Genomic DNA, 24,759 nt, shown 5'->3' on the forward strand with positions numbered 1-24,759 from the left:
ATTACCAAATATAGGTACCTACAGCTCCAGCATCCAGAGAAGTAGTGATCCATTTTCCATTGTATTTGATATTAAATAATTCGGTAGTGTTTCCATCATTTACAACTAGAAGTACTTTTTTTCCAGCTGGAGTTTTGAAAGCAACGTTTTGTAAATTACCACTAATTGTACTTGAAATTCTAATGGACCCCATTGGAACAAATTTTGAAGCGTGTGCTGCAACATAATATCCTACATTTCGGACTACCAATTCGGTACTGTTTACTGTTAATGCTCCTTTACAAGTAGTACATCCACCTTGAGTATGTGGACCAAAAGCACCATCATTGGCAAGATTCCACTGCAAAGCATTTTTACTCCAATTGCGCATTGAGCCAATAATCACGTTTTTGACCTGCCATCTCAAATCACCATCAAATGCTCCTGTAGACGAGGTGTATTGTTCTGTAAAATAAACATCTTTATTTGGAAACGCATTATGCACGATAGAAAGCGCACTAATATCTCCTCCATACAAGTGAAATGCTGAACCAGTTACAAAAGGATAAGCTACTGCATCTTTTAGAATCGTAATTGGATATTGGGGGTTATCACAATTATGATCGTAAGTAATGATCTTTGTGGTTATACTGGCTGATTGAAATGCAGGTCCCAAATTATTTTTTATAAAATCGGCTTGCTGTAGGGCTGTCATTACCATACTAGGATTGTTGCCTCCGTGTAATGGTTCATTTTGAGGCGTAATAGCATCAATTGTAATTCCTTCGGCTTTCATTTTCTGGATAAATTTTACAAAATATTGGGCATAAGCCTCATAATATTTCGGTTGTAAACTTCCACCAACAAAACTATTGTTGTCTTTCATCCAAAGTGGTGCAGACCAAGGAGAACCCATAATTCTAATATTGGGATTTATGGCAAGAATTTCCTTTAGTAACGGAATAACATCTGTCATATCGGGAGCCAGACTAAAGTTAGCCAAACTAACATCGGTTTGTCCTGTTGGCATATCATTATAGGTAAATGGAGTCGCATTCAAATCGGATGCGCCAATGCTGATTCTTAAATAACTTAATCCAATTGAATTGTCTCCAGAACCGAACAATTCTTGCAATAAATCTTTCTTTTTCTGTGCAGTCAATTGATTGATGACAAGAGCACTTCCTCCAGTTAAAGTAAATCCAAAACCATCAACAGTTTGATAGGTTTGTGTATCGTCTATATCTATATTTTGATAAATATTTATTCCATTTGCAAAAGCCAAAATACCTGTTTGTTTTTGCAATAATGCTGTCTGATCCCCTTTGGTCAACCAAAAATCAACTTCATTTTTTACTACTGGAGGAGTTGGAGTCGGGGTCGGGGTTGGCGAATCTCCTCCCTCATTAGAAGACGAACAACTAATATGTAAGACTGAAAAAGCTATTATAAAAAACAACTTTGTGAATTGATGAATATTTTTCATTATTTATTTGTAATTAATTTGGATAAAAACAGGGAAATGATCTGATGGGTATTTTAAGTCTTTAGCATCCGATAAAACAGCATATTTTTGCACAGTAATAGCGTTGCTTTTTGATAAAAAAATGTAATCAATCAAATGTGTTGATGCTTCGTTGTATTTAAAATTATTAAAAGTTCCATAAGGCCCAAAAGGTTTTTCTTTCGAAATGGTTTTGGCGTCATTCATTATTTTTTTTAATTCAATAATCCGTTGTGTTTCGGGTTCCGAATTAAAATCACCCATCAAAACAACGGGATATTTATTAGTATTTAATTTCTCTATTTTCGAAAGTATTAGTTCCAATCCTTTGGTTCTTGCTTCTTCACCTACATGATCCAAATGGGTATTAAAGACCCAAATCATATTTTTTGTTTGCTTATTTTTTAAAAGTGCATACGAACAAACTCTATTGCAAGCAGCGTCCCATCCTATTGAAATGACATCAGGAGTTGCCGATAACCAAAAGGTATTGGATTCCATCACTTTGAATTTTTCTGTTTTATAAAAAATATTCGACGATTCTCCTTTTCCTATTCCGTCTCTTCCAACCCCAACATAACTATATTGTGAAAGTGCCGTTGCTATATCCAACACCTGATTGGGTTTTGCTTCCTGAATTCCAAAAATATCGGGTGCATAAAATTGAATCTGCCCATTAAAAAAATCTTTTCTGTGCGTCCAGTCATTCTCTTTGTCAGAGTCAATATCTAGACGAATATTATAAGTCATTATATTTAGAGTCTGAGCATTCAAAAACAGACTTAACAAACAAAAACAGATTATAACTACTACATTCTTTTTAGACATTTTTTCTATTGTTTAGAAATTAATCAATTATAAATTTATGCAATATTCAGTAAACTAATCATTTACAATAAAAAAAAAATAAAACTGCTTCTCTAATTATACACTCTTATATAATCCACTTCCAAAGTAGAAGAGGTAAAGTTAGGATCTACTGGGCCTCCCCAAACTCCTCCCATTGCTAAGTTTACAATTAGATAAAAGTTTTTGTTGAATGGGAACTTATCTGAATTTACAAAAGTGTAAAACAACTTGTCATCTACATAAAACTTTATATAACTTGCTCTCCAATCTGCGGTATAAATATGAAATTCGGTATTGTCATTGGGCACGTTTATAGTTCCTGTATCTGGCGTAGCTCCAGAACGTCCTGGAGAATGCAATGAGGAATGATTAACATTCAACTCTTTTCCAACAGATTCTAAAATATCTATTTCCCCACAGGCAGGCCACCCAACACTACCGATATTACTACCCAGCATCCAAACAGCAGGCCAAGTACCAACCCCAGTAGGCAGTTTTGCTCTAATCACTATTTTGCCATAAGTAAAATCAAATTTTCCATTGGATTCTAATCTTCCTGAAGTAAAATCACCTTTACCATATTTTTCACGAATGGCTTTTATTTTCAAAACACCATTTTGAACAATTGTATTTTCGGGGCGATTGGTATATGATTGCAGTTCGTTATTAACATTCCCAGGATCCCATATTTGAAAAGTCCATTTGGTAACATCTGGAGCACCATCAGTATTAAATTCGTCTGACCAAACCAATTTAGGTTGGACTAAAACGGTTATAGAAAATGTAGTACTAACAAATTGACCGGCATTATAAGCAGACACATATAGCACATAAGTATTTGAACCCGATGTGCTATAGGTGTATGAAAAGCTTCCGTCTGTTACTTCCTTTGTTTCTCCATTTCCTAGGGTAATTTTGTAGGATGTTGCATTTGTTGCCGCCAAGGTGAAATTTACAACCCCACTACCATCTCCATTTGGATTTTGTGCTGTAGCTCCAACTATTACAGGAGTAACCACTAGATTTGTAGGTTTTGTAGATGCTGTAGCTTCATCAGAATTTGAACTGCTACAAGAAAGAAACAAAAAACAATTCAAGCCAATAATTAAACTAATTTTAGATAGATATTTTTTCATAAGTGTGAAATTTATTTATAAGTTGTTATAGAAACCTTCGCTTTTTTTAGCTTTTAAATAATAATTGAAAAATGGCCCACAATCAAATGAGAATGGACCATCTTACCAACTCAAACCTAAACCTAACTAAACTTATTTTTATGCATGTTTTATTAATGAAAACGATTTATAATGACAATCTCATTTCAATATTTTGAATTTTGATACCCGCTTTCATATCTTCTCCTCCTCCACGAATTACTAAATAAGCAACTCCAGTAGCAGTAGCAGTGAATATACCTAGATTGTTTTCTGGTTTGCACCCTACAATAGATATCTTGCCAGAAAAGGCAGTCTTAGCACAACCATCCCAAGTACTTAAGGCTCTTAATTTTCCTCCATCAGAATAATCCGTTCCAGTTACAGGAACCGAATAGCCACAATAGACTTCAAACCAAGTATTATTACATCCAGTAGTTGAAGAAGTGACCATATCAATCTTGTATTTTTTACCAGCTACAACATTGACTGCCTGATATATACCATTTCCTGCCCAACCAGAAGCATTTAGGGTAACCGATTTACTACCAAAAGTCATGGTAGCATTTGAAGCAGGATTTGTAACTGTCCATTTTGCCCAATCAGCTGAGTCTACCAGTTTTCCTCCTTTAAGAATATTTCCTGCAATGGGATCTGGTGTGGTTATAACAATATTTTGAGTAGCGGTAGTGACTATTCCTCCTCTACCAATAGCACCATGAGTAATTTTATAAGTTCCCACATCTGGTAGAAAAATATTTTCTGTCATTTTGCCAATATAAGTACCAGCACCATCGTCTAGATCCCACTTTGAACCCAATACATTTTGGGTTTGTGCTGTCAATGTAAACTTATTGGTAGAACCAGTTACTGGTGTTATGGTAAAAGCGGGATCAACATTTGCATCAGACAAACCATTATCTACGATGTCTTCGGACTGACAACTTCCTAATGAACTTAATGTTATAATAGCCAACACTAAATAAATGCTTCTATTTAAAACTATTTTTATATTCATAATATGTATTTTTAGTATTAATAATTTGGGTTCTAACCCCTTTTAAACATTTATTAATTGTAACCAGGATTTTGTTTCAATTTGGTTCCTTGAAGCTCTCTAGTTGGAATAGGAAAAACTTCATCTACACCAGCATTAAAACCTCTGTTTCCTAATTTACTGGTTGCATCTCCCCATCGTACTAAGTCAAAAAATCGAAGTCCCTCACCAGCAAATTCCATTCTTCTTTCGTTTTTAATTGCTTGAAGTGTTACAGGAACTGATGGTAATCCAACTCTTGTTCTTACTGCATCAAGCAATGCTTGTGCTCTTGCGCCTGAACCTAAAGCTTCGGCTTCCATTAAATAAGTGTCAGAAAGTCGAATTACATAAGAGTTTTGCTTGTAATTTAATTCAGCTGCACCTCCTCCTGTACGAACATCAGATTTACGAGGGAGAAATTTGTTCAAAAAATAACCCGTATCTTGATATCCTCCGATATAATCTGCTTCTCCTGCAGCTTTCAAGGCTTTAAGATCTAGAATAGTGGCTCCAAATCTCGGATCCAGTTTTATTGCATCGTATAAATCTTGTGTAACAACATTAAAACTCCAACCTGACGGTAAATCTGGAGCTGATGAACCTGCTTTTTTTGAATAAGTTCTTGGCCCTACCATAACATTCAATGTATTACCTTCATCTCTACCTGAACCCCAGAATCCCCAATCAGAATTTCCTGCGCTAGTATGCGAAACTTCTATAAGTGATTCCGTATTAAACTTATTGGAAACAACCCATAAATCACTAAAATTGGCTAATAGTTTATTCCCATATTGATTTGCAGCACCTGGAGTACCATTTACTTCTGCCAAAATAGTAGCAGCTTCGGGTTTTTTGCCTTCAAACAAATATACTTTTCCAAGCATAGCTTGAGCAGCACCTTTTGTTAAACGTCCAGATTCTGTAGTCGCAGGTACCGATGTTGGTAAAACTGGAATTGCCTCTAACAAATCTTTTTCAATTTGTGCATAAACGGCTTCTGGAGTTGCTTGCTCTACATCATACATATTTGTTGTATTCAAAGGATTCAATAACAATGGTACATTCTTAAACAACCTTACCAAGTTGAAATAATAAATGGCACGCAATGCTTTTGTTTCACCTGTAAATCTTGCTTTTAAGTTGTCCGACATTGCAACATTCGGCAATTTCACTAATAGAGTATTGGCTCTAAAAATTCCTTGAAAATGGTCATTCCAATAACTTCCCGGTATACTTGTAGAAGTCAGTGAATGTGTAGAAAAATTTTGAATTCCTTCTCCATCAGTAGATCCTCCGCCACCAGCATAAAAATCATCAGAACCAGCATTCATCATTGCTATCATATTGTCGAATCCACCTGAATTTTTTCGAATAGGATCATAAACCCCAACAAGTGCAGCAGTTGCCTGCTCTTCGTTTGAATAATAATTTTCGGAAAGAAATGATCCCTTAGGAGATACATCTACAAACTCTTCAGAACAGGATCCTAAAGAAACCATTGCTATTGCAATAAAAAAATATTTATATTTTATCGTTTTCATAATTCTTTATTTTATTAAAATTGTAGATTAGCGCCAAACATAAATGTTCGTGCTTGAGGATAAACTCCTTTATCTATTCCAAATACTCCTCCACCAATCTCAGGATCATACCCAGTATATTTAGTTAGAGTAAACAAGTTTTCACCAGTTAAGTAAAAACGAACTTTACTTGCGCCTATTTGTGAAATTACATTCGTTGGTAATGAATACCCGAATTGAATTATTTTTAAGCGTAAATAATCACCATCTTCTAGATAAAAATCAGACATTTTACCAAAGTTCCCATTAGTGTCATTATTAGTAAGTCTAGGATAATCATTAGAAGTTCCTTCGCCAGTCCAACGACCCAAAGCCTCCGTTTGATAATTTGCATTTCCAATATCAAGTCTTCGTAATCCTTGGAAAATTTTATTACCCGCAGCTCCTTGAGCAAATGCCATAAAGTCGAAGTTTTTGTAATCTAAGTTTATGGTAAAACCAAATGTGTATTTTGGAATATTAGTTCCTAAGAATTGTTTGTCCTCATCATTAATAGCACCATTACCATCTGTATCAACCCAACGGAAATCTCCTGGGCGTGCATTTGGCTGAATTAAACTACCTGTAGAACTTTTGTAAGCAGCTATTTCTGCGTCATTTTGAAAAATACCAGCAGTTTTAAATCCGTAGAAAGAATTATAGGATTGCCCCACTTGTGTTCTTGTAACCGGTCCCATAGACTGGAAAGAAGCATCTCCAACAATATAATTTGAATCAGAAGCTACATAAGTAACCTCATTTTCTAAATAAGCAAAATTTGCATTTGCAGAAAAATTAAAATCACCAAATTGCTTTTTGTATCCTAATTCAATCTCTAAACCTCTATTTTCCATATCGGCAATGTTTCCAGTTGGATTTGCAGAAACCCCAACATAACCAGGAATATTTATTTGGCGTAAAATACCATTAGTTGCTTTGTTGTACACATCAACTGTAAGACTTAGGCTATTGAAAAATCTTGATTCAAATCCAATATTGGCTTGTGATGTTTCTTCCCATCTCAAATCTGGATTGTCCAAAGTAAGATTAGCATATCCTGTTGTAATGGCACCTGTATTTCCAAAAGAATAGTTGTAACCACCTTCTACTAAAGAAAGGTATCTAAAATCTGGAATGGCATCATTACCAACTACTCCATAACCTCCTCTTATTTTTAGAGATTTAATCACTTCATTTTCTTTCCAAAAATTTTCTTTTGAAACTACCCATCCAAGATTGAAAGATGGAAAAACTCCAAACTTGTTATTTGCTCCAAAACGGGATGAACCATCACGGCGAATAATTCCAGTAAACAAATATCTTTCTTTGAAATCATAATTCACACGTGCAAATAAGGACGTCAATTTATGTTCTGTCATATCATAAGTACCACTACTTCTATCAGACTGCGGTATGTCAAAATTGAAAGAAGCATCCTGATAACTTGTAATTGGCAAACCAAACATTGTAGCACTTGATCCACCACCAATATTATCAACATAGGAACCTTGTCCTAACAATACCGTTAAGTTGTGATTACCAAAATTATTCGAATAAGTAGCAATGTTCTCAACATTCCAAGCAAAACTCTTGTTCTCACTTTGGCTGTAACTGTTTTTAAGTACATTTGAATTAGCACTCAAATAAAAAACAGGTGTAAATCCTTCTCCTCCCCAATTGGCAAGTTTCGCACCAAAAGTTGATCTAAATTTAAAATGCTTTGAGATTGTAGCTTCTAAATAAGCATTTCCAACTATATCATTTGACCATCCAAAACCACCAAGTCTTGTTTTAGCATAAGCCAATGGGTTTGTCATTTCTTGCCCCACTATACTAGAAATTCCGTAAGGTGTACCATTTGAGTCTCTAATTACTGGATTAGTACTATAAGGAGCTGCGTTTGCCAAAACTGGATCTGTTTGAAGAATTGGAGTAATTGGATCCAAATTAATTGCTGAACTTAATGGACCACCAAATTCACTATTTGTATTACCAATACCTACATTTTTTTGATTTGTAAAGCCTAAAGTCTGTCCAAAAGTGAATACTTTGGATATTTTGTGTGTAGAGTTTAAACGAAAATTCTTTTTTGTATAATTTGAAATCTCAGTTGAAACAATACCTTCTTGATCTTGAAGCCCGAATGAAGCATAAAAATTAGAAACATCGCTTCCTCCACTGATACTTAATTCATGAGAATAACGAAAAGCCCCAGTATTAAATATCGCTTTTTGCCAATCTGTACCAGTACCTAAACTAGACGGATTAGAAAACACTAATGCACCACCTGCAGCAACTGATTTTTCATTTAATAAAGTTGCATACTGAGTTGCATTTAATAAATTCAAAGTTTTTTCAGGCGATGAAACTCCAGCAAATCCGTTATAGTTAACAATGATTTTTCCAGATTTCCCTTTTTTTGTTGTAACTAAAATTACACCAGTTGCAGCACGAGTACCATAAATTGCAGCTGATGCGGCATCTTTAAGCACCTCCATAGATTCAATATCCGATTGATTAAGAAAACCGATACCTCCAGCATCAACAACAACACCATCAACAACCCAGAGTGGGTTATTACCTCCGTCACCAAACGTAGTTATACCCCTAATACGAATAGTCGATGCAGAACCTGGTTGCCCAGAACTAGCTGCAATTGTAACTCCAGAGACTCTACCTTGAAGCACTTGCTCTATTCGACCATTAGGGATTTTTTCGATATCCTTGGCTCTCACACTAGAAATAGCACCTGTCACAACGCTTTTCTTTTGAGTTCCGTAACCCACAACAACTACCTCATTTAAGTCTTGAGTAGATGAATACATCTTAACCTGTAGTTGTGTTCGCCCATTAATCGATTCCAAAACAGTTTTATACCCTATAAAACTGATTGTTAAAATTCCATCCTTAGGAGCTTTAATTTGGAACTTCCCATCAAAATCTGTCGATACTGATGTTGCTGTTCCATTTAAGACAATGGTAGCCCCTGATACTGGAAAGCCCTTTTCGTCAATCACTTTCCCGCTTATAGATGCCTCTTGAGCATGTACACAAACTGAGAATAAGACCAACGAAATACAAAAAATAAATGTTTTAAATAATTTCATTTTTCTGAATATTTTGGTTAATTAATTAGTTATTTAATGCAATAGTAAGCCTAATATTTTTACTTTGATAATTTTAAACTACTACAAAAACACATCAATAACGTTGTAGCGACATAACAAAAACACATCATTTTTATTCTAATTATTTTGTTATTAGCTATTTACATCATACAAATAATTACTTAAAAAAATATTAATAGAAAAAAACCACTACAATTATGATTAATTAAATACTTTAGCTAAAAATACAATAAACAGTATTGAAATACAGCTACAAACACTATTGCCCAATTATAAATCAAGCATATTTTGAATCAAATTATAGACTTAAAATTATATGCAATTACAATTAATCAATGAAGAACAATAAATACCAACCAATGAAATTTGCCAGACTATTTATACTATTTATATTAATACAAACGCCTTTATTTTTTTTAGGGCAAGTAAAAAAAATTGGACTGCCTCATATAAAAAATTACAGTAGAACTGAATACAAAGGAGGTACTCAAAACTGGAATATAGATCAAGATAAAAATGGTAATATATACTTTGGAAACAATGACGGTCTATTACAATTTGATGGCTCCACTTGGAACAAATACAAAGCAAAAAAATCAGATGCAATTAAATGCCTAAAAGTAGATCCTTCAGGAAAAATATACGTAGGCTGTTACAATGAGTTTGGTTATTTCAAAGCCAATTCTAATGGAAAACTGGAATACTATTCTATTTCCGATTTGTTAAATAAAAAAATACTAAACAGAATAGACTTTATCTGGAAAATTCATCTTTATAAGGATGAAGTTGTTTTTCAATCGTTTGACATGATTTTTATTTACAAAAACAATAAAATTAAAATCATAAATGCTCCCAAAAGATTTCAATTTTCTTTTCTTACTAATTCTAGATTGTATTTTCAGGATATTTTTAGTGGAATTATGGAGTATAAAAATGATAAACTAACTTACCTAAAAGGAACTAATACCTTAAACAATTCGGAAGTTTGGGGTATGATCGAGTTAGAAAAAAATAAAATTTTGATGGCTACTTTAGATAAAGGGCTGTTTATATTGGCAAACAATAAAGTAAGCACCTGGAATACAGAAGCTAATTCATTTATTAAAAAAAATGGTTCTCTAGGATGCATCCTTTATAAAAACAAATACGTTGTAATCAATTCAGTACTAGATGGGATTATTGTTTGCAACCTAAACGGCAATATCATTCAGCATATCAATCGCAGCAAAGGACTTCAAAACAACACTGTGCTTAATTCATTTATAGACAATAATAATAACTTGTGGTTGGGATTGGACAATGGTATTGCGTATGTAAATGAAAATTCATTTCTAACCTATTTTGGTTTTAGTTATAATTTGGGCACAGTCTATTCTTCCGTTGTACATAAAGGCAATTTGTATGTTGCAACCAATCAAGGAGTATTTTATCATCCATGGAATACCGATTTCAAAGAAGGATCTTTTAAACTTGTTGACGGAACAACCACTCAAGCATGGAATGTACAAATCATAAATGGAGAATTAATATGCGCCAGTAACAAGGGAGCATTAGTCATACAGGAAGGCAAAATGATTAAAAATCTAGATCCTAAAGGTTATTTTAGATTCAAACCAATTACGAATAATCCAAATTATTTTATTGGCGCAAACTATAATGGATTTTCCATATTCGAAAAAACGAGTTCAGGAATAAAATTCAGGAATAAAATCTTAGGTCTTGACAAATCCTCCAACACATTTGAAATAGACAATAATTATTTATGGCTAAAGAAGGATGAATATGTATATCAAATCACTCTAAGTAAGAATCTATTAAAAGCAAACTCAGTTAAAATTTTCACCCGATTTTCAGAACAAAATTCTGGAATTGGTAGCCTTCAAAAAATAAATTCTAAAGTCTACTTTCAATCAAACAATGTTTTTTATACCTATTCAAAAGTACAAGATCGATTTATTGAAGAACCTATTATTAGTACGATATTTAAGTCGATTCCAAAAATAAAAGAACTTACAGAAGACAAAAATGGAAATCTATGGTATGTATTTAATGAATCTATGGGAGCATTGATGAAAGTTGGAAACAATAAATACAAACGTGTAACAGCCTCTTTATCGAACTTAACAGGGAATCTAGTATCAAACTATGTGTCAATAAATACGATAGATTCAAAAAACACTTTTATCGGGCTAACAGATGGACTTGCACATTACGATTCAACTATCGAAAACAAATCTGAAATAAAACCGATTGCCCATATTAGAAACTTCTCATTTCCAGGCGATACAATACATCTTGGAAATGGGCAAAATATAAATAAAGACTATAAATTATCGTATTCTTCTAATCAAGTAAAATTTACATTTTCATCTCCTTCTTATGAAAACATAGAGAATCTCCAATTTACGTATCAATTGGAGGGCTTTGATGAAAATTGGAGTACTTGGTCTAATAGTACCATAAAAGAATATACAAATCTAAAAGAGGGAAATTACAAAATGAAAGTAAAAGTAAGAAACAGCTCTGGTATTGAATCGGATACAACTTCAATTTCATTTAGAGTTTACCCTCCATGGTACAGACATTCATTAGCCTATTTATTCTATTTACTAATCAATATTGGCATAGTCTATTATATTCGTTTAAGAATAAAGATAAAAATTAGGCAGAACAAACATTTTGAAACTTTAGAACAAAGAAGACTGTATTTAGAAAAAGAAACCAAAATAAAACAGGAGCAGTACGAACTAGAAAAAGAGATTGAAAAACTAGAAAACGAAAAGCTTCAAATTAAAATCCTTACAAAAGATAAAGAGTTGGTTAACAACACTTTACAAGTTGTGAAGAAAAATAAAATACTTAACGGAATTATTCAGAAATTAAAAGATATTAACTCCAATTCCTTTGACGAAGGCACCAAAGCACAGTTCACAAAATTAAATCGTAGTATCATCAAAGAAGTCAACACCGACAAAAGCTGGAAGGATCTCGAAAAGCACTTAAAAAATGTGCATTTTGATTTCCTGAAAAAATTAAAAGAAAAGCATCCAACTATCTCTCCTAGAGAAATGGATTTATCCACTTATTTGTTAATGAATATGTCCACAAAAGAAATTGCAGAATTCATGAATATTTCAACAGGAGGAGTAGAATTAGCAAGGTATAGATTAAGAAAAAAACTTGAATTAAATCAAAAAGAGAATTTAATTGGTTATTTAATGAGTATCAAATAAAATAAAAAACTCCTTCATTTTATTAGAGTGAAGGAGTTTTTATCGATTAATTTATAAATTCCAAAGTACGTTCGAGAGCCATACCCCTTGATCCTTTAATAAGAATCATATTGTTTTCAAATTTATTTTCCTTAATAAAACTTGAAAAGATTTCAAAGCTTTCAAAAAAGAAGAAATTTGGTTTAGTTATTTTGTTTTGAAAAAAGTCCTTACCAATAAAATAGCATTCTATTTCATTTTGATCTAATAATAAACCAACCACACCTTTATGTTCTGATAGACTCTCATCGCCTAACTCAAACATATCTCCTAAAAAAGCAATTTTATTTTTTTTACTTAAAAGTATAAAATTTTCTATGGCTACTTTCATACTGCTAGGATTAGCATTGTAAGCATCTAAAATAATTTCATTATTTCCTTTTTTAATTAATTGAGATCTATTGTTTTCTGGTATATAACTCTCTAATGCTTGTTTAATAGCTAAGTCTTCTATACCAAAATATTTTCCAATAGTAATAGCAGCATTGATATTATTTGCATTGTACAAACCTATTAAATGAGTAGTAATTAATTGTTCGGAATAAGATATTTCTACAAATGGATTTGCATCAACCTTCGAAATAGAAACATTAGCATTTTCTTTGTTAACCCCGAAAGAATAACTTTTTAACACTTTTGACTTTTCAACCTGAATTGGATCTTCCAAGTTAACAAAAGCCATACTATCACTATTCAGCAGATAATGATACATTTCACTTTTCCCTTTTATCACTCCTTCTACTCCACCAAAACCTTCTAAGTGTGCTTTCCCAAAATTGGTTATATAACCGTAATTAGGTTGAGCAATTTCGCAAAGAAATTCAATTTCTTTCTGGTGATTAGCTCCCATTTCAACAATACCAATTTCCGTTTGGTTATTAAAAGACAACAAAGTTAAAGGCACCCCAATATGATTATTAAAATTCCCTACAGTAGCTTTTGTTTTAAATTTTTTAGAGAGTACAACATTAATCAATTCTTTTGTTGTTGTTTTTCCATTACTTCCAGTAAGAGCAATAATAGGTAAATTCAAATGTTTTCTATGAAATTTTGCCAACTCCTGTAAAGCTTTAAGACTGTCTTTAACCAAAATAGTTCGATTATCAATAAAATACCTTTCATCATCAATGATTACGAATGAAGCTCCTTTTTCCAGGGCTTCTTTAGCAAAAGTATTGGCGTCAAAATTTTCCCCTTTTATAGCTATAAAAAAAGAGTTTGCTTCTATTTTACGAGTGTCTATTGAAATAGAATTGCACTTCAAAAACAAACTATGAATGTATTTAATATCCATATAAATATAGTTTAAAAAATAAAAGCCCTAATTAAAGGGCTTTTATTTGAATTATTTAAAAAAATTAATTTCTAGGTGATTTTTTTGTATTTGTTTTTGAACCAACTCTTGACATAGCACATCTAAAACCAATGTAATCTGTTGCCATATCTTGAGGGAAGAATCTTCTTTGAGCTGGATCCAACCAATAGGCTCTATCTCTCCAAGATCCACCTTTGTATACACGAACTGCGTCATTTATCAAAGTAGTTCTTTTGTTTGATTTATCAAATTTTCTTTCCATAGCGCCTAAACTGTCAATTTTTACATTGTGTTTAGGGGCATTATACATATTCTCTTTATCTGAAATTTTTCCTTTTTCAGAATCAGAACTTGCAAACTTGTAATATTTACTAGATTGCTTATCTCCATCTCTGTAACTAATATTATCGCTTGTGCTAAAATTTTGTCTCAAATAAGTTTCATTTTCATCAACAGGCACTTGAGCAATCTCTCCAGCTAAGTTTTTTGCAACCAATTTACCATTACTTAATGTGTCGTAAACAATATTTTTATTTGTAATCACTTCAACTTTACCATCCTTACCAATTTTGTTTTTGGTATAAACATTACCTCTAAAATAATTGAAATCATTTGTTTCTACATCAACTATAGGTCTGTAAACATCTGCAACCCATTCTGCAACATTTCCTGCCATATCATAAAGACCGAAATCATTTGCTGGATATTTTTTAACTTCATTTGTAATATCAGCTCCATCATCAGACCAACCTGCGATTCCACCGTAATCTCCATTACCTTGTTTGAAATTTGCTAATTGAAATCCTTTGTTGGATCTTTTTCCTGAACGAGTGTAACTTCCAGACCAAGGGTATTTCTTTTGACCTTTATAGATATTGTATTCTCTTTGTCCTACATCTGCCGCTGCAGCATACTCCCACTCTGATTCAGTTGGAAGTCTATATTCTGGCAAAATAATTCCTGAAGATCTTTGCGCATAAACATTTTTCTCTTCAACAACTTTTCCGTCTTTTCCAGGTTTTGGTCCTTTTTTAGAAGCACCTCTCCCTTTTAAAAGAATTTCTTCATTTCCACCATAAGTCATTGTTGGAGCTGCCAAATAAGTTTCAGTACTAAAATTACTTTCAGCAGAAACATCTAATGATTTAGCATTTTTCTTCAAATAACCATTTTTTTCCAAAACAGCTTCATTTACACGATCCGTTCTCCATTTACTGAATTCTACAGCTTGTACCCAATTTACTCCTACAACAGGATAATTAGCATAAGCAGGATGTCTTAAATAGTTATTGGTCATAGTTTCATTATATCCCAAACGATTTCTCCAAACAAGGGTGTCTGGCGAAGCTCCTTCGTAAATATTTTTGTAATTTTCTTCTGTTGGTGGATACACTTTTTTCAACCACTCAAGGTATTCAAGATACATTAAATTGGTAACTTCAGTTTCATCCATATAAAACGACATAACGTGTTGTTGATTTGGAACATTATTCCAATCATGCATTACATCGTCTTGAACAAGTCCTCTAGTAAAAGTCCCTCCTTCTACAAAAACCAATCCTGGTCCCGTTTCTTGTGTTTTGTGAGCTGAACCTTTTGAAAAACCGCCCTTGGAGCTGTTTACATTCCAACCTGTACCTCTTGAAGCACTGTCGGTTTTAGATTTTTTGCTACAACTAGCTAATCCTAACATTAATGTCAACAACAACATTATTTTTAAGGGGATAGTTTGATTTACTTTCATAGTTTCTAGTAGGTAATTATTAAAATTTAGGTTGTGCAATGTAATAATTAAACATTAAAACACAAACCAATTTTCAACTTAAATTTTTTAACGTTCAAATTAGATATAATAAAACGCAAAATTATATTTTTTATTACATAAAACAACAAAAAATATATTTAATATTTTTTCTTTACTTTTAGCAATTATTTAGGATTCACCCCGTTATCATTTCCCATGAGAAATCTTGCTTTTTACTTTATATTAGTACCTATTTTAACTTTTGCCCAATTAAAAGGAGATATTTCAATTGAATGGCAAGATAATTACACTACATCTTCCAATACTAAACAACTATCTCCTGTTTTTACTGGCAATAGTTATTTTTATGATGCATATCAACAATCTCTTTACCACAATTTAAATTTAAACACGAACAATACATTAGACGAAAAAAGCCTTCAAATTACTAATGTTGTATATGAAATCATTTCTGTTTCAACTCTTGGAAATCTAATCGTAACAAACATTCCATCATCAATAAAAGCGACTATTTATTCAACTAAATCCAGAAATATAATTCAAAATTTCCTTAGACTATCTCCAATTATTAAAGACAACTCTGGATACAAAAGAGTAAAATCATATTCTTACACTATTAATATTGGTGCTTCAATCAAAAACACAACAGCTAAAAACAATACCGCTATTGCAAATTCAGTGCTGGCTACTGGAGATTGGTATCGATTTTACATTGAAAAGTCGGGTGTTTATAAAATTACGAAAGATTTTTTACAACAATTAGGCATCAACTTAAATGGGATCGATCCCAAAAAAATTAAAATTTATGGTAATGGAGGAAAAATGCTACCTCTGGCAAACAACACTTTCTACCCTTCAGATTTAAATGAAAATGCAATTCAAATTCAAGGAGAAAATGACGGGACTTTTAATTCTGACGATTTTATTTTGTTTTATGGTGAAGGAACTTATAACTGGAATGATGAAAGTCAAACCAATCTCAATTTATACGATACCAAATCTTATTATTACATAAATACACAAGGCATTGACGGGAAAAGAATTTCAAATTTGCTTCAACCAACTGAAACAAACACTCTTAACCTAACTACCTATGATGATTATCAATTTCATGAAGTCGATTTAAAAAACATCGCTCAAGTAGGAAGACAATGGGTTGGAGAAACATTTGACATTAGTCAGGATCAAGAATTTACATTTAGTTTTCCAAATATTGACACATCGGTTCCAATAGATTTAAATGTATCATTGGCAGCGGCAGCCTTTACTCCTACTTCATTTAAAATTTCTGCAAATAGTCTTGAAGTCGGAACAGTTATGTTTTCAGCTTTAAATACCAGTTCTGACATTCAATATTATAATGGAAACCTTCCAAAAAACACCTCTTTTACCGGCTCATCTGTGATTAATTTAAAAATATCTTACAACAATAATGGCGTACCTGGTTCCAAAGGTTTTCTAGATTATATACGTCTGAAAGCAAAAAGTAAATTACAAGGACTTGGAAAGCAGTTTCCTTTTCAATACGATTTATCAAGCTCTGCTCTTGGGATTGTTTCCTATGACTTTTCAAATGCAACTTCTATTTCTCAAATTTGGGACATTACCGACCTCTATAATGTCACAAAATTCGAAAATAATAATCAAAATGAATTCTCAATTAAAGCAAATCTTGGAGAACTCAAAAAATACATCGCAATTGATCCTAATGATTATTATACCCCTTTAAAAGAAACAAAATCAAGAATAGCGAACACCAACATAAAAGGAACGATTTTTAAAAATACTCAAAATCAATTTCAAGATATAGATTACATAATAATAACTCCTGAATCATTAAAGAATCAAGCAGAAAAGCTAGCCAGTTTCCATCAGAAAAATTCCAATTTAAATGCAAAAGTAATTATACTTGAAAATATCTATCAAGAGTTCTCCTCCGGAAAACAAGATATCGCTGCAATTCGGAACTGCATTAAATACATCTATTCCAATGCAACTGCATCAGACAAAAGAATAAAATATGTAAACCTTTTTGGCGATGCTTCATTCGATTACAAAAAAAGAATCACAAACAATTCTAATATTGTACCTATATATGAATCGTTAATTAGCAATACTATTGGCGAAGCTTCTTTTGCATCGGATGATTTTTACGGACTAATGGATGACTCCGAAGGCAACATAACTACATATTATGGAGGTATTGACATTGCTTGCGGTAGAATGCTTGTAAACAATGCAATTCAAGCTGATGAAATGGTCAATAAAGTGTTAGAATATTATAACAAAAAAGCATATGGAAGCTGGAGAAACCATTATGTAACCATAGCTGACGATTCAGACAAAGCTTCTGATCCTTCATTACAATCCAGACAAAACTCTCTAGCTGATGAAATAGCAATACAAAAACCTTTTTTGAATGTTTCCAAAATATTTTTGGATTCATATTCCCAAGAAGCCTCTGCTGGAGGTGAACGATATCCAAAAGCAAAATCTGAATTCTATAATGAATTTGAAAAAGGCGCTTTGGTTTTTAATTATTTAGGACATGGTGGAGAAGATGGACTTTCTAGTGAAAGAATTTGGGACAAATCAGACAGCCAAAGCATTAGCAACCAATACAAATACCCCCTATTTATTACAATTACATGTGAATTTTCTCGTTTTGACAATCCGACCAGACCAACAGCTGGCGAATATATTTATTGGAATCCAAAAGGTGGAGCAATTTCTTTGGTAACTACAATACGCTCCATCGGTCAATTTAGCGCAGAAAACTTTAATGATGCTTTTTCAAAAAATCTTTTATCTTACGGCTCAAACCAATATACTTCAATAGCTGAAGCCCTAAGAATAGCAAAAAATGGAAACCCAAATTCAGCAACAAACGTAGTGCTTTATCTTGGAGATCCCGCCTTATTTCTTGCCATTCCTAAACCAAAAATTGTACTTACCAAAGTAAATGACATTCCAATAAATCAATCAATTCCCGACTTCAAATCATTAGCTAAAATGAAAATATCTGGGCAAATTACTGATGAGAATAACATTCCTATTTCCAACTACAATGGTGTTTTGTCAACACTGTTATTTGATAAAAAAACAACAAAAAACACCTTAAATAATGACGGTTACAGTCCTTCAATAAGTTTTTCGAACTTAGGAGAAACCATTTTTAGAGGAAATGCTTCTATAGTAAATGGACAATTTGAATATAATTTTATAGTCCCAAAAGACATTCGTATTCCATTGGACTTTGGTAAAATAAGTTTTTATGCCCAAAAAAATGAATTAAAAGAAGATGTTTCGGGTTTTGATACCTCTATAAAAATAGGTGGCGTAAATGAAAACGCTATTGCAGACAATAATAGTCCAAAAGTGAAGTTATATATGAACGATAACACTTTTGTATCTGGCGGAATAACAAATGAATCCCCCATATTTATTGCTTATATGGAAGATGAAAGTGGCATCAACACTGCTGGAGGAATTGGACATGATATAAGTGCAGTTTTAGATGGAGATGTAAGTAATCCATTTATTTTGAATGATTACTATCAAACAGAATTGGATGATTTTACCAAAGGAAATTTACATTTCCCGCTCCGAAATTTAAAAGCAGGTCTACATACGCTTACCTATATTGTTTGGGATGTATACAATAATGCCACAACTTCCGAAATTCAATTTTTGGTGATTGGAAATGAATCTATTACGCTTACTAATGTATTAAATTACCCAAATCCTTGTGTAAATCACACTGAGTTTTGGTTTACGCACAACAAGCCAAATGAACCTTTAGAAGTTCAAGTACAAGTATTAACAATTACTGGAAAAGTAGTTTGGACAAAAAACCAAACAATCACTACTCCAGGTTTTTTATCTAGAGAAATCTCATGGAATACAAGAGATGATTTTGGAAATAAAATAGGTAAAGGGGTTTATATCTATAAATTAACGGTAAAAACCACTTTTACAAATTTAAAAACTGAAAAAATTGAAAAACTTGTGATTCTATAATAATATAGTATATTTACCTTAAATAATTTTTTTTTAAAAATAATGAAAAAAACGACTTTACTAATAACATTTTTATACGCATTTAATTTTATAAATGCGCAACAATATAACACAACTACTGTAGCGGTTCCTTTTTTATTAGTTGCTGCAGATGCAAGAGCTGCAGGTATGGCAGATAATGGTGTTGCTACTTCGGCTGATACTTACTCCCAGCAATGGAATCCATCAAAGTATGCATTTGCAACAGACCAACATGGTTTCTCAGCAAGCTATACACCCTACTTAACAGATCTAGTAAATGACATTTCATTAGCCCAATTAACCTATTATAATAAATTTGATGAAAAAAGTGCTTTTGCAGGTAGTTTCAGATATTTTGGTTTAGGTGATATTGAATTAAGAAATGATTTTGACAGTCCCGTTGTTTTAGTCTCACCAAATGAATTCGCCTTTGATTTATCTTATTCCTTAAAATTAAGCGAAAAATTCTCAATGGCAGTTGCAGGTCGTTACATCAATTCAAATTTAAAAGTAGCTACCGAAAATAATGACGCATCTTCAGCTAGCAGTTTTGCCGTAGATGTTGCTGGCTTCTATCAATCTGAAGAAATTGCATATAGTGATTTTAATGGAAGATGGAGAGGTGGATTTAACTTCCAAAATATGGGCCCAAAAATTAATTATGACAACAGTGAATTAAACTCAAATTTCTTGCCTGCAAATTTAAAATTAGGTGGTGGTTTTGACTTTATTTTAGATGAGTATAGCAAAGTTTCCGTAAACTTAGAACTCAGTAAATTATTAGTTCCTTCGAGAGATATAAATGATGATGGCACAGTCACAGCGGAAGAAAACGAAGAATACAAATCTATAAATTGGTTTTCAGGAATGTTTAAATCTTTTGGAAATATAAAAGAAGTAACCTATTCCCTTGGATCAGAATACGTATATCAAGATTCATTTTCATTTAGAGCAGGTTATTTTTATGAGAATCCAGATTATGGTTCTAGAGAATATTTCTCTCTTGGAGCTGGGTTTAAATACAGTTCTGCAAAAATTGATGTGTCTTATTTATTTTCAGCCTCAAAAGTACAAAACCCATTAGAAAACACATTACGTTTCTCTTTGACTTTCAATTTCGGTGAAAAATATGAAAATTACTAAGTCACATTCTATTTTATAATAAATGTTAAAAATCCAAACTTCAATACACATTGGAATTGGATTTTTTCTTTTTAATTTTAGGATAGACTATAAAATTAATCTTATTCAAAAAAAACGTCTACAATAGTATAAAAACTTATTTTACACGATAAAATCATTTTAAAAATAATAGCAACAAATGAAAGATATAATAATTACTTCAAAAATAAATGTTTTTGAAAAAATTCAAGAACTACCTTCTGATGTTCAGAAATTAATGAATATGGCAATTGAAGTAAGAAAAAAAGCATATGCACCATATTCAAAATTCAAAGTAGGCACAGCTATTCTATTGGACAATGGTGAAATTGTCATTGGTTCCAATCAAGAAAATGCAGCTTATCCTTCAGGACTTTGCGCAGAAAGAGTTGCCATATTTCATGCGGGTGCAGTTTATCCAGATGCAACCATTTTAAAAATAGCAATTACAGCTGCTTCAGATAACAATAAAACTGTAAGCCCAATTCCACCATGTGGTTCTTGCAGACAATCCATAGCTGAATATGAAATTCGTCAAAACTTGCCAATTGAAATCTATTTTATGGGAGAAACAGGAGCAATACACAAATCAGCATCGCTAAAAAACCTACTCCCTTTCATGTTTGATAAAGATTTACTTTAAAAAAAACCTAAAAATTAGCTTTTAAATTTTAGTTCTTAGTAGGAATGTCTTATTTTTGCATCCCGACCCCTTCGGGGCGCAAATTTGTGGTGAGGAAACTATTTTGCGTTACTAGGTCATAATTGATAACACAATAACACTTAAGCAAAAGAATTAATTCAGATGAAAGAAGTAACAAAAGAAGTTTATCTAAAGTGGTATGAAGACATGCTCCTTTGGAGAAAGTTTGAAGACAAACTTGCAGCATTGTACATCCAACAAAAAGTTAGAGGTTTTCTACATTTATACAATGGTCAAGAAGCAGTATTAGCAGGTGCTTTACATGCTATGGATTTGACAAAAGACAAAATGATTACTGCTTACCGAAATCACGTTCAGCCTATTGGTATGGGTGTAGATCCAAGACGTATTATGGCAGAACTAATGGGTAAAGTTACTGGAACATCAAAAGGAATGGGTGGATCTATGCATATTTTTTCCAAAGAACACCGTTTTTATGGCGGACACGGTATTGTAGGTGGTCAAATTCCATTGGGAGCAGGTTTGGCATTTGGAGACAAATACAACGGGACCGGAGGTGTTACAATGACCTATTTTGGAGATGGAGCAGCACGTCAAGGATCGCTACACGAAGCGTTTAACATGGCTATGCTCTGGAAACTTCCAGTAGTTTTTATTGTTGAAAACAATGGCTATGCAATGGGAACTTCTGTAGAAAGAACTGCAAACCATACCGATATTTGGAAACTTGGATTAGGATACGAAATGCCTTGTGGTCCCGTTGATGGAATGAATCCTGTAAAAGTGGCAGAAGCTATGACAGAAGCTATAGATAGAGCACGTCGTGGCGATGGACCAACTTTTCTTGAAATGAAAACTTACCGTTATAGAGGTCATTCTATGTCGGATGCACAATTATACCGTTCAAAAGAAGAGGTCGAAGAATACAAGAAAATTGACCCTATTACACAAGTTCTAGATGTAATACTTGATCAGAAGTACGCTAATGAAGATGAAATTGAAGTTATTGACCAAAGAGTTAAAGCTTTAGTTGAAGAATGTGTTCAATTTGCTGAAGAATCTCCGTATCCAGAAATACAACAATTGTACGATGTAGTATACGACCAAGAAAACTATCCATTCACACCTCATAAACTATAAATCAATTATGGCAACAATTGTAACAATGCCTCGCTTGAGCGATACTATGACGGAAGGAACGGTAGCAGCTTGGCTTAAAAAAGTTGGAGACAAAGTAAGCGAAGGTGATATCCTTGCTGAAATTGAAACCGACAAAGCAACAATGGAATTTGAATCCTTCAATGAAGGAACTCTTTTATATATTGGAATCCCAGAAGGAGAAACAGCTCCTGTAGATTCTTTATTGGCGATTATCGGAAAAGAAGGCGAAGATGTTTCTGCTTTAATAGCGGGAGGTTCAGCAGCACCAGTTGCAGCAGAATCAGCATCAGCTGCAACAAAAACAGCAGAAGCAACTACACCAGCTCCTGAGGCAGCTTTGCCAAAAGGAGTAATTGTAGTAACAATGCCTCGTTTGAGTGATACAATGACCGAAGGAACTGTAGCTACTTGGCTGAAAAAAGTAGGAGACAATATTGTTGAAGGCGATATTCTTGCTGAAATCGAAACTGATAAAGCAACAATGGAATTCGAATCTTTCAATGAAGGAACTTTGTTATTCATTGGAATCCAAGAAGGAAACACAGCTCCAGTAGACAGCCTTTTAGCAATTATAGGACCTGTAGGAACAGACATTAGCGGAATAGCTGAAAATTATAAAGCAGGCGGAACTGCACCAGCAGCTACCGCAGCAAAAGAAGAAGTTAAAGCAACTTCATCTGAATCTACAGAAGTTATTGAAACAGTTAGCGAGGGAAAAAGAATTTTGGCATCACCATTGGCTAAAAAAATAGCAAGTGATAAAGGAATTCAATTAACCCAAGTGAAAGGATCAGGAGAAAACGGTCGTATCGTAAAAAGCGATATCGAAAACTTTACTCCAACAACTACAGTTGCTCCAAGTGTTACAGCATCAAAAGCTCCTGAAGCTGCAAAAACAGAAACCCCAAAAGTATTTGTACCTGCAGGAGAAGTTTTCACAGAAGAAATCAAAAATTCGCAAATGCGTAAAATCATTGCGAAACGATTAGCCGAATCATTGTTCACAGCACCTCATTACAACCTTGTAATCGAAGTAACAATGGACGAAGCGATGAAATCTAGAGCAACTATAAATAACGTTCCAGATACCAAAGTATCTTTCAACGATATGGTTATAAAAGCTTGTGCATTGGCTCTAAAAAAACATCCAAAAATAAATTCACAATGGAGAGAAGATGCCATAATCATCAATCATCATGTAAATATTGGTGTTGCTGTTGCTGTTGAAGATGGATTGGTAGTACCAGTATTAAGATTTACAGACGCAATGAGTTTATCTCAAATTGGTGCAAGTGTTAGAGATTTAGCAGGTAGAGCTAAAAACAAAAAATTATTACCTACTGAAATGGAAGGTAGTACTTTTACAGTTTCAAACCTTGGAATGTTCGGTATTACAGAATTTAATTCTATAATCAACCAACCTAATTCTGCAATTTTATCTGTTGGAGCTATAGTAGAAAAACCAGTTGTTAAAAATGGTCAAATTGTAGTTGGAAACACAATGATGCTTTCATTGGCTTGCGATCACCGTACAATTGATGGAGCTACTGGAGCTCAGTTTTTACAAACATTAAAACAATACATAGAAAACCCTGTAACCATGCTTGCATAAATACTACGTTTTTCAATCACAAATCCCGTCAGATTATTCTTGACGGGATTTTTTTTTGCAAATTATTTGAATAAATTCAGATTCAACTTTAAAAATAAAACCTTTACTAAAACCATTTTTCAAATTACAAGGGCGAGACCAAATTATAGCAAGGGGCTTTCTTAGCAACCTCCTATTCGCCCCTTACCATAATTCGGTCGGGCTATCCAGGCTACATTGGTAGCTACTTTCTATCCCTCTCGCAACTCAGTTTTCATAACAAATTTAATTCAAAGCAATCGCATTTAAACAAAAAAACAGCCCTAACAAGGACTGTTTTGTAATATTTTTATTGATTTAATTCAGGAATACATTAGTTCACTGTAGCCACGTTTTGATTTTTCATTTTCAAATCACCCTTATATACTTCAGCAGTAGACTTTCTCGACAAAGAGGACACTGAATTGGATATAACTATCTCATGAGTGACTTTTTTTAAATTGGTTTCCACAACCAAGAAATAGACTCCGTCAGGAAACTCCTCTAGGCTATAGGTTTTTACAATACCAGCTTTTCC

General features: G+C 33.1%; 14 protein-coding genes and 1 pseudogene. 6 read left to right on the top strand and 9 right to left on the bottom strand.

Annotation, left to right across the window (positions count from 1 at the left end; translation table 11 throughout):
- Position 1: 1 nt before the first annotated feature.
- From AC8GF4_RS14945 to AC8GF4_RS14970, 6 genes are all read right to left on the bottom strand, one after another.
- Positions 2 to 1,465 (bottom strand): glycoside hydrolase family 30 protein, encoded by a 1,464-nt coding sequence (locus AC8GF4_RS14945; RefSeq protein ID WP_506595716.1) that lies wholly within the window; start codon positions 1,463 to 1,465, stop codon positions 2 to 4.
- 3 nt (positions 1,466 to 1,468) lie between these two features.
- The gene (locus AC8GF4_RS14950) at positions 1,469 to 2,311 is read right to left on the bottom strand and encodes an endonuclease/exonuclease/phosphatase family protein (RefSeq protein WP_506595717.1); all 843 of its coding nucleotides are present in this window, start codon (positions 2,309 to 2,311) and stop codon (positions 1,469 to 1,471) included.
- A gap of 92 nt (positions 2,312 to 2,403) precedes the next feature.
- Positions 2,404 to 3,468: a glycoside hydrolase family 16 protein gene (locus AC8GF4_RS14955; RefSeq protein WP_506595718.1), complete on the bottom strand. Its 1,065-nt coding sequence runs from the start codon at positions 3,466 to 3,468 to the stop codon at positions 2,404 to 2,406.
- A 166-nt stretch (positions 3,469 to 3,634) separates the two neighbouring features.
- A complete protein-coding gene (locus tag AC8GF4_RS14960; RefSeq protein WP_506595719.1) occupies positions 3,635 to 4,504 on the bottom strand; it encodes a hypothetical protein in 870 nt (289 codons plus the stop codon).
- 53 nt (positions 4,505 to 4,557) lie between these two features.
- Positions 4,558 to 6,066, bottom strand: coding sequence for a RagB/SusD family nutrient uptake outer membrane protein (locus tag AC8GF4_RS14965; RefSeq protein WP_506595720.1), 1,509 nt, complete (start codon positions 6,064 to 6,066; stop codon positions 4,558 to 4,560).
- 14 nt (positions 6,067 to 6,080) lie between these two features.
- Positions 6,081 to 9,191: a SusC/RagA family TonB-linked outer membrane protein gene (locus tag AC8GF4_RS14970; RefSeq protein ID WP_506595721.1), complete on the bottom strand. Its 3,111-nt coding sequence runs from the start codon at positions 9,189 to 9,191 to the stop codon at positions 6,081 to 6,083.
- Positions 9,192 to 9,547: 356 nt separating this feature from the next.
- Here AC8GF4_RS14970 and AC8GF4_RS14975 point away from each other — a divergent pair, with 356 nt between their 5' ends.
- On the top strand, positions 9,548 to 12,445 hold the full coding sequence (locus AC8GF4_RS14975; RefSeq protein ID WP_506595722.1) for a helix-turn-helix and ligand-binding sensor domain-containing protein: 2,898 nt from the start codon (positions 9,548 to 9,550) through the stop codon (positions 12,443 to 12,445).
- 46 nt (positions 12,446 to 12,491) lie between these two features.
- Here AC8GF4_RS14975 and AC8GF4_RS14980 read toward each other — a convergent pair whose 3' ends face one another.
- Both AC8GF4_RS14980 and gldJ read right to left on the bottom strand, forming a co-directional pair.
- The gene (locus AC8GF4_RS14980; RefSeq protein ID WP_506595723.1) at positions 12,492 to 13,778 is read right to left on the bottom strand and encodes a UDP-N-acetylmuramoyl-tripeptide--D-alanyl-D-alanine ligase; all 1,287 of its coding nucleotides are present in this window, start codon (positions 13,776 to 13,778) and stop codon (positions 12,492 to 12,494) included.
- A 64-nt stretch (positions 13,779 to 13,842) separates the two neighbouring features.
- Complete coding sequence (gene gldJ / locus AC8GF4_RS14985) at positions 13,843 to 15,543, bottom strand: gliding motility lipoprotein GldJ (RefSeq protein ID WP_506595724.1); 1,701 nt, start codon at positions 15,541 to 15,543, stop codon at positions 13,843 to 13,845.
- A 216-nt stretch (positions 15,544 to 15,759) separates the two neighbouring features.
- Between gldJ and porU the strand changes: the two genes are divergently transcribed.
- The 5 genes from porU (at position 15,760) to AC8GF4_RS15010 (ending at position 24,203) form a co-directional block, all read left to right on the top strand.
- Positions 15,760 to 19,584 carry a type IX secretion system sortase PorU gene (porU, locus tag AC8GF4_RS14990; RefSeq protein ID WP_506595725.1) on the top strand — a complete coding sequence of 1,275 codons (3,825 nt, stop codon included), beginning with the start codon at positions 15,760 to 15,762 and terminating at the stop codon, positions 19,582 to 19,584.
- A gap of 42 nt (positions 19,585 to 19,626) precedes the next feature.
- Positions 19,627 to 20,748 (top strand): type IX secretion system outer membrane channel protein PorV, encoded by a 1,122-nt coding sequence (porV, locus tag AC8GF4_RS14995; protein ID WP_506595726.1) that lies wholly within the window; start codon positions 19,627 to 19,629, stop codon positions 20,746 to 20,748.
- Between the two features lie 178 nt (positions 20,749 to 20,926).
- A complete protein-coding gene (cdd, locus tag AC8GF4_RS15000; RefSeq protein WP_506595727.1) occupies positions 20,927 to 21,409 on the top strand; it encodes a cytidine deaminase in 483 nt (160 codons plus the stop codon).
- 162 nt (positions 21,410 to 21,571) lie between these two features.
- Positions 21,572 to 22,570 (top strand): pyruvate dehydrogenase (acetyl-transferring) E1 component subunit alpha, encoded by a 999-nt coding sequence (gene pdhA, locus AC8GF4_RS15005; RefSeq protein ID WP_506595728.1) that lies wholly within the window; start codon positions 21,572 to 21,574, stop codon positions 22,568 to 22,570.
- 7 nt (positions 22,571 to 22,577) lie between these two features.
- Positions 22,578 to 24,203 carry a dihydrolipoamide acetyltransferase family protein gene (locus tag AC8GF4_RS15010; protein WP_506595729.1) on the top strand — a complete coding sequence of 542 codons (1,626 nt, stop codon included), beginning with the start codon at positions 22,578 to 22,580 and terminating at the stop codon, positions 24,201 to 24,203.
- Positions 24,204 to 24,555: 352 nt separating this feature from the next.
- Here AC8GF4_RS15010 and AC8GF4_RS15015 read toward each other — a convergent pair.
- Positions 24,556 to 24,759, bottom strand: a pseudogene (locus AC8GF4_RS15015) (secretion protein); the annotation flags it as partial.

This window comes from Flavobacterium rarum (SeqCode), assembly GCF_965234445.1.
In the GTDB taxonomy this organism is placed as follows: domain Bacteria; phylum Bacteroidota; class Bacteroidia; order Flavobacteriales; family Flavobacteriaceae; genus Flavobacterium; species Flavobacterium rarum.